At 75.7% G+C, this 7,151-nt stretch carries 4 protein-coding genes and 1 pseudogene; all 5 read left to right on the plus strand.

Features of this window, described 5'->3' with window-relative positions:
* The first annotated feature begins 92 nt into the window (after positions 1-92).
* On the plus strand, positions 93-4,379 hold the full coding sequence (locus E1298_RS51440; RefSeq protein WP_131902928.1) for a beta-ketoacyl synthase N-terminal-like domain-containing protein: 4,287 nt from the start codon (positions 93-95) through the stop codon (positions 4,377-4,379).
* On the plus strand, positions 4,376-4,657 hold the full coding sequence (locus tag E1298_RS41805) for an acyl carrier protein (RefSeq protein ID WP_131902929.1): 282 nt from the start codon (positions 4,376-4,378) through the stop codon (positions 4,655-4,657). Before E1298_RS51440 ends, E1298_RS41805 begins: the two co-directional genes overlap by 4 nt.
* Entirely contained in the window at positions 4,650-5,492 is an 843-nt protein-coding gene (locus E1298_RS41810; RefSeq protein ID WP_131902930.1) for an alpha/beta fold hydrolase, read from the plus strand. Before E1298_RS41805 ends, E1298_RS41810 begins: the two co-directional genes overlap by 8 nt.
* Positions 5,489-6,712, plus strand: coding sequence for a glycosyltransferase (locus E1298_RS41815; protein ID WP_131902931.1), 1,224 nt, complete (start codon positions 5,489-5,491; stop codon positions 6,710-6,712). Before E1298_RS41810 ends, E1298_RS41815 begins: the two co-directional genes overlap by 4 nt.
* A pseudogene (locus E1298_RS41820) lies at positions 6,709-7,151 on the plus strand (hypothetical protein); the annotation flags it as partial. The gene E1298_RS41815 and the pseudogene E1298_RS41820, both read left to right, overlap by 4 nt.

Below are 7,151 nucleotides of genomic sequence, written 5' to 3' on the forward strand. Positions count from 1 at the left end.
GGGGGGACGACCCCCCACACCCCCCGGGAAGAGCGACCGGCCCGGCTCCCTCCACTCCGCCGGCGCTCCGCTCCGGGAACCGGGCCGGTCCGGTGACGCAGGCCCGGGAACCGATCGCGATCGTCGGCGCCGGGGCGGTGTTCCCGGGCGCGGGTTCGGCGGCGGAGCTGTGGCGCAACGTGCTGGCGGGGTTCGACGCGATCACCGACGTGCCGCCGGGACGGTGGGATCCCGCGCTGTACTACGACCCCGACGCCTACGGGCGGGCGCCGGAGAGCGACCGGTTCTACTGCCGGCGCGGCGGGTTCGTGGACGCGCTGGCGACGTTCGACCCCGCGAAGTTCGGGATCATGCCGGCGTCGGTGCGGGGCATGGAGCCCGACCAGCTGCTGGCGCTGCGCACCGCGGGCGAGGCGATCGCGGACGCGGGCGGCGACGAGCGGCTGCCCGACCGGGCGAGGATCGGGGTGGTGATCGGGCGCGGCGGCTACATCACGCCGGGCGCGGCGCGGTTCGACCAGCGGGTCAGGACGTCCCATCAGCTCGCGGGGGTGCTCGCCGAGCTGGTGCCCGAGCTGGAGCGGGACCGGGTGGAGGCGATCCGCCGCGCGTTCTGCGAGCGCCTCGGCCCGGACGGCCCGGACGCCTCGATCGGGCTGGTCCCGAGCTTCGCCGCGTCCCGGATCGCGAACCGCTTCGACCTGCGCGGCCCCGCGTACACGCTGGACGCGGCGTGCGCGTCGTCGCTGCTGGCGGTGGAGCACGCGGTGCGGGCGCTGCGCGGCGGCGAGGCGGACGCGATGCTGGCCGGGGCCGTCCACCACACGCATCACGCGACGCTGTGGAGCGCGTTCACCCAGCTGCGGGCGCTGAGCCCGAGCGAGACGATCCGCCCGTTCGACCGGGCGGCGGACGGGACGCTGCTGGCGGAGGGGACGGGCGTCGTCCTGCTGAAGCGGCTGTCGGACGCCGAGCGCGCGGGCGACCGGATCCACGCGGTGATCGTCGGCGTGGGGTCCTCCAGCGACGGGCGCGCGGCGAGCATCATGAGCCCCCTGGTGGACGGGCAGGTCCTCGCGCTGGAGCGGGCCTGGCGGGACGCGGGCCTCGACCCGGCGGCGCCCGGCGCGCTGGGCCTGGTGGAGGCACACGGCACGGCGACCCCGGCGGGCGACGAGGTGGAGCTGGCGACGCTGCGGCGGGTCTTCGGCGCGGACGGCCCGCCGGTCGGGCTCGGGACGGTCAAGTCGATGATCGGGCACGCGATGCCCGCGGCGGGGATGGCGGGGCTGGTCAAGGCCGCGTTCGCGCTGCGCGACGGCGTCCTGCCGCCGACCCTGCACGTGGACGACCCGCATCCGGCGCTGGACGGGGGGCGGCTGCGGCCCGTCCGGGAGGCGGCCGAGTGGGAGCGCCCCCGCGGCGCGCCCCGGCGGGCGGTCGTGAACGCCTTCGGGTTCGGCGGCGCCAACGCGCACGTGGTGCTGGAGGAGCCGCCGTCCACGGGCGTGCGGCGGGCGAGGCGCCTGCGGACGCCCGACACGCCAGGGGCCGGGGAAGGCGTGCTCAGGCTGGCCGCTCGCACCGCCCGGGAGCTGGCCGACGCCCTGGCCGTCCCGGACGAGAAGCTGCTGGCGCAGGTCTCGGCGGACGCGCCGGACCTTCCGTGCCGCCTGGCGATCGTCGGGCCGACGCCGCGCAGGCTGGACCTGGCGCGGGCGGTGGTGCAGCGCGGCACCGCCTGGCGGGGGCGCAGCGACGTGTGGTTCGCGCCGCGCCCGCTGTTGGCCGGGGGCGGGCGGCTGGCGTTCCTGTTCCCGGGGTTCGAGCCCGCCTTCGACCCGCGCGTTGACGATGTCGCCGAGCACTTCGGCCTGCCGGCGTTCGCGCCGGCGGGGCGCGCCGACCTGCTCGGCCACGCCGCCGACGTGATCGGCGTCGGGCGGCTGCTGGCGGCGGCGCTCGCCGAGCTGGGCGTGGAGCCGGACGTGGCGGCCGGGCACAGCCTGGGCGAGTGGACCGCGATGATCGTCACGGGCCTGTACGACCCGGACGCGGCCGAGGCGTTCATGCGGGCCCTGGACATCGACGCCCTGGACGTCCCGGACGTGGTGTACGCGGCGCTGGGCTGCGGCGCCGACCGGGCGCAGGAGGCCGCCGGGGGGCGGCCCGGCGTGGTCGTCAGCCACGACAACTGCCCGCACCAGTCGGTGGTCTGCGGCCCGGCGGACGACGTCCGCGAGATCGTCGGGCGGCTCGCGTCCGAGGGCGTCCTGGGGCGGGAGCTGCCGTTCCGGTCGGGCTTCCACACGCCGATGGCGGAGGCGTACCTGGAGCACGCGCGGCGCTCGTTCGAGGTGCTGGAGATCCGCGAGCCCCGCGTCCCGCTGTGGTCGGCGACCACGGTCGCGCCGTTCCCCCGGGCGCCCGAGGAGGTCCGCGACCTGGTCGTCCGGCACCTGCTGGAGCCCGTGCGGTTCAGCGAGCTGATCGAGGAGCTGTACGGGACGGCGCACGTGCGGGCGTTCGTGCAGGTCGGGCCGGGCAGCCTCACGGGGTTCGTCGGCGACCGGCTCGGCGGCCGCGAGCACCTGGCGATGGCGGTCAACGTGCCCAAGCGGGACGGGATGGCGCAGCTGCGCCGCGTCGTCGCGGCGCTGTGGGCCGAGGGGTACGGGGCGTCCCCGCCCGCGCCGGAGCCCGCCGGGGGCATGCTCCTCGACCTCGGGACGCCGCTGGTCAGGCTGGACGGGGCCGTCCCGCCCATCCGCCTCGCGCCGCGGCCCGGCGTCCCGTCCCTGCCGGCGGACGATCCGGTGCTGGCGGAGCTGGAGGCGCTGCTCAACGACGCCGCGACCGGCGCGCAGACCGTCCTGGAGGCGCTCGGGAGCGGAGGTGCCCCGCCCGCCGCGGAGCCGGCCGGCGGGGTGCCGCCGGTCGCGGCGGAGCTGGTGATCTCGCGCGTGTTCTCGCTGGAGGCGATGCCGTACCTGCGGGACCACTGCGTCATCCCGCAGCCCGCCGGATGGCCGGACATGTCGGACAGGTTTCCGGTCGTCCCGCTCGCCACGCTCCTGGAGGTGATGGCCGGGACCGCCCGCGAGCTGCTGCCCGACATGGTCGTGACCGGCTTCGAGAACGTCCGCGCCGTCCGCTGGCTGGTGGCGGCCCCGCCCGCCACCGCCGACATCCGGGCCGGCCTGGTCGAGGGGGACGGCGGGCCGCGCAAGGTCAAGGTCGTCATCCCGGGCCACGCGGACGGGACGGTCCTGCTGGGCACGGGCTATCCGGTGCCGCCCTCGCCGGACCGCACGCCGCTGACCGGCGAGGGGCCGCCCGTGGTCACCGCCGACCGGCTGTACGACGAACGCTGGATGTTCCACGGGCCGCTGTTCCAGGGGATCGCCGAGATAACCGCGCTCGCCGAGGACGGTGTGCGCGCCGTCCTGACGTCCCTGCCCACGCCCGGCGCGCTCTTGGACAGCGCCGCGCAGCTGTGCGGCCACTGGATCCAGGTGTACGGGGAGGACAACCAGACCGTCTTCCCGGTCGGCATTGAGCGGCTCTCCCTGTACGGGCCCTTGCCGCCGACAGGGGAACGACTGGACACCACCATCTGGAACCAGACACTGACCGGCACCACCATGCGCTGCTCTGCGGAGATACTCCGCGCCGACGGAACCGTATGGGGACGCGTGGACGGCTGGACGACGCACCGCTTCTACACCGACGAAGCCATCTGGCGGATGAAGTTCACTCCCGAGCTGTCCGGGACGGGCGAGCCCCAAGAAGGCGGCTGGTGCCTGGCCCGCAGGCGATGGGACGGCACCGCAACACGTGACCTGATGATGCGGCAGTACATGTGCGCCGTAGAGCGCGCCGAGTACGAGGCGCTCCCGTCGTTCGCGCAGGGTCCGTGGCTGCTCGGCCGGATCGCCGCCAAGGACGCCGTCCGGGACCACCTATGGCGCAACGGGCACGGACCCCTGTTCCCCGCTGAACTGACCATCCGAGACGGCCCGGCGGGGCGTCCCATCGTGACCGGCCCGTTCGACGAGCCGCTGGCGGTGTCGATCGGCTGCGACGCCGAGCTGGGCGTGGCGCTGGTCCGTCCGGCGGGCGAACCGGCGGGCATCGGCCTCGCCGTCCTGGGCGAGGCGGCCGACGCGCGGGTCCGCGCGGCCAAGCACGCGGTCTTGCAGGCCATGCCCGCCGGGCTGGACCGTGCCGAACTGGTCGTGACCGCCGACGAGCCCGAGCGGCTCCTGATCGCGGCCAACGGGACGGTCACCACCGTGCGGACGCGCGAGGTGGAGGGACACGCCGTGGCCTGGACGGCCGCGTCAGGCGGCACCGACATGGAGGAGAGCAGAGCATGAGCGACGTCATGGCCGAGGTCGTCCGGTTGCTGACCGAGGTGGTCGGCGACGACCTCCTGCTGGAGGGGGAGGTCGGACCCGAGACGACCTTCGGCGACGGGCTGGCGCTGGAGAGCATCGAGTTCGTGGCCCTGGTGGACAGGCTCCGGGAGCGCTACGGCGGGGTGGACTTCCCCTCGTTCGTCGCCGCCCTGGACGTCGACCGGATCGTGAACCTGACGGTCGGGGACATCGTGGACCACATCGAGGCGGAGCTCCGGGAGGACGTCCATGCCTGACGTGACCGCGCGCGGCGTCCGCTTCCACGTCCAGACGGTGGACCCGGGACCCGGCGGCCTGGACCCGGACGTCCCCGATCCGCCCGTCGTCGTGTTCGTCCACGGGCTCGTCATGGACAACCTGTCGAGCTTCTACTACACGATCGCCGGTCCCGTGGCAGCGGCCGGGGCGCGGTCCGTCCTGTACGACAGGCGCGGGCACGGCCTTTCCGAACGGACGCCGACCGGCTACGGAACCACCGAGTCGGTCGACGACCTCTTCGCGGTGCTGGACGCGCTCGGCCACCGGCGGCCGGTGTACCTCGTCGCGAGCAGCTGGGGAGGCGTCGTCGCGCTGAACGCGGCACTGACCCGCCCCTCGCGGGTCGCGGGACTCGTGCTGATCGAGGCCCACGGCGCGTCCGAGCGGCCCGATGAATGGACAGAGGGCGTCCTCAACGCGCTGGGAAGGTCGGCGCTGTGCTTGGAGTACGAGCGCTCGGCCGAGCAGTTCCGCGCCATCGGATGGCGGCGCGTCGGCAAGCTCACCGCGGGCGCCGACGCCCTGGTCAACGGCACCAGCCTCCTGGACGACGTCGCCGCCGCCGAACCCCTCGGCCCCGCCGCCCTCGCCGCCCTGGCGTGCCCGGTCCTCGCCGTGTACGGGCAGCACTCGGACGTGCTGGAGGCCGGGCGGCTGGTGCTGCGCTCCGCCCCCGGCTGCACCCTGCACGTCATGTCCGGCCACGCCCACATGGTGCTGCGGGAGGGGACGGCCGAGGTCCTGGAGGTCCTGCTGCGGTGGCTGGCCCGCCACGCCGGCACCCGGGCGCCCGTCGCGGGAGGTGCGCGATGAACGCGCGCCGCGTCCACGTCCCGTCCCTGCTCGGCAGCCCGGGGATCCGCCCCGCGCAGACGCCGAGGCGGCGGTTCCTGTTCGCCGTCCCCCCGCTCACCGGCCACGTCAACCCGACCGTCGCGCTCGGCGACGAGCTGGCCCGCCGCGGCCACAAGGTCGCCTGGACCGGCCACCGCGCCACCCTCGAACCCCTCCTGCGGCCCGGCTCCCGCATCCTGTCCGCCGTCGACCGGGACTTCGCCGCGCGGCTGCCCGGGATGTGGGACACCTGGCTGCGGCTGCGCGGCGTCGCCGCCTTCCGCCACCAGTGGGAGGAGTTCGCCGTCCCGCTCGGGCACGCCATGGTGCCGGGCGTGGAGAAGGCCGTCGATCGGTTCCGTCCCGACGTGGTCGTCTCCGACGAGATCGTCCTCGCCGCGCCCGTCGCGGCCCGGCGCCGCGGGATCCCGTGGGCCACGTCGCTGGTGACGCCCACCGAGCTCACCCGCCCTCTCGCCCACCTGCCGAAGGTCGAGGAGTGGGTGCGCGGGCTGATCGACGGCTTCCAGCTCGCCCACGGCATCGACGACCTGCTGGACCTGCGCTTCTCCGACCACCTCGTCCTGGTCTTCTCCAGCGAGGCGCTGATGGGCGACCTCTCGTGCTTCCCCGACCACTTCGCGTTCGTCGGCCCCGCCCTGGGCCGTCCCGGCGGCAGCACCTTCCCGTGGGAGTGGCTGGACGGCCGCCCCGCCGTCCTGGTCTCCCTGGGCACGCTCCACGCCCGGTCCGGCGCGCGGTTCTTCGCGACCGCCGCCGAGGCCGTCCGCGACCTGGACGTCCAGGCGGTCATCGCCGCGCCGTCCGGCACCGTCGCCGACCCGCCGCCGAACGTCCTGGTCCGCGAGCACGTCCCGCAGCTGAAGCTGCTCGAACGGCTGTCCGCCGTCGTCTGCCACGGCGGCCACAACACCGTCTGCGAGTCCCTGTCCAAGGGCCTGCCCCTGGTCATCGCCCCGATCCGCGACGACCAGCCGGCGGTCGCCCGCCAGGTGGAGGCGGCGGGCGCCGGGGTCACCGTCCGGTACGCGCGCGTCCGCCCGGACGAGCTGCGCGCCGCGCTCGCCACCGTCCTCGCCGACGGCCCCCACCGCGCCGCCGCCGAACGCGTCCGCGACTCCTTCGCCGCGTCCGGCGGTGCCGCCGAGGCCGCCGACCGTCTGGAGAAGCTGGCGTGACCCGGCCGCGAGCCGCCCAGGGAGGCGGCGTGACCGGCCCGGCGACGTCCCCGGAGATCCGGGTCACGGCCTACGTCTTCGAGCGGGTCTTCGGCTCCGCGCCGGCCACCGTCCTGCGCGCCCCGGCCGCCCTCGCCCTCCTGGACGGCCTGTCCGTGGCCCTGCCCTGGGGGGCGGTGGTCGCGGCCGGCCGCACCGGCGACGGTTCGACGGCCCTCTACTCGATGAACCACCACACCGACCGCGTCACCACCCCGTCCGACGCCCCGCACTGGGGGAGGGAGCCGATCGCCGCCCTCAGGGCCCACTCCGACCCCGTCCCCGGCGTCCGCCTCCTGGTCAACCGCGAACTACCGGCCGAGACGGGCCTGCTCACCGGCGCCGAGACCTACCACGCCACCGCCCTGGCCCTGCGGCGCCTCCACGGCCCGCCCGCGAC

Origin of the sequence: Actinomadura rubrisoli (assembly GCF_004349215.1) — a bacterium.
GTDB lineage: Bacteria > Actinomycetota > Actinomycetes > Streptosporangiales > Streptosporangiaceae > Spirillospora > Spirillospora rubrisoli.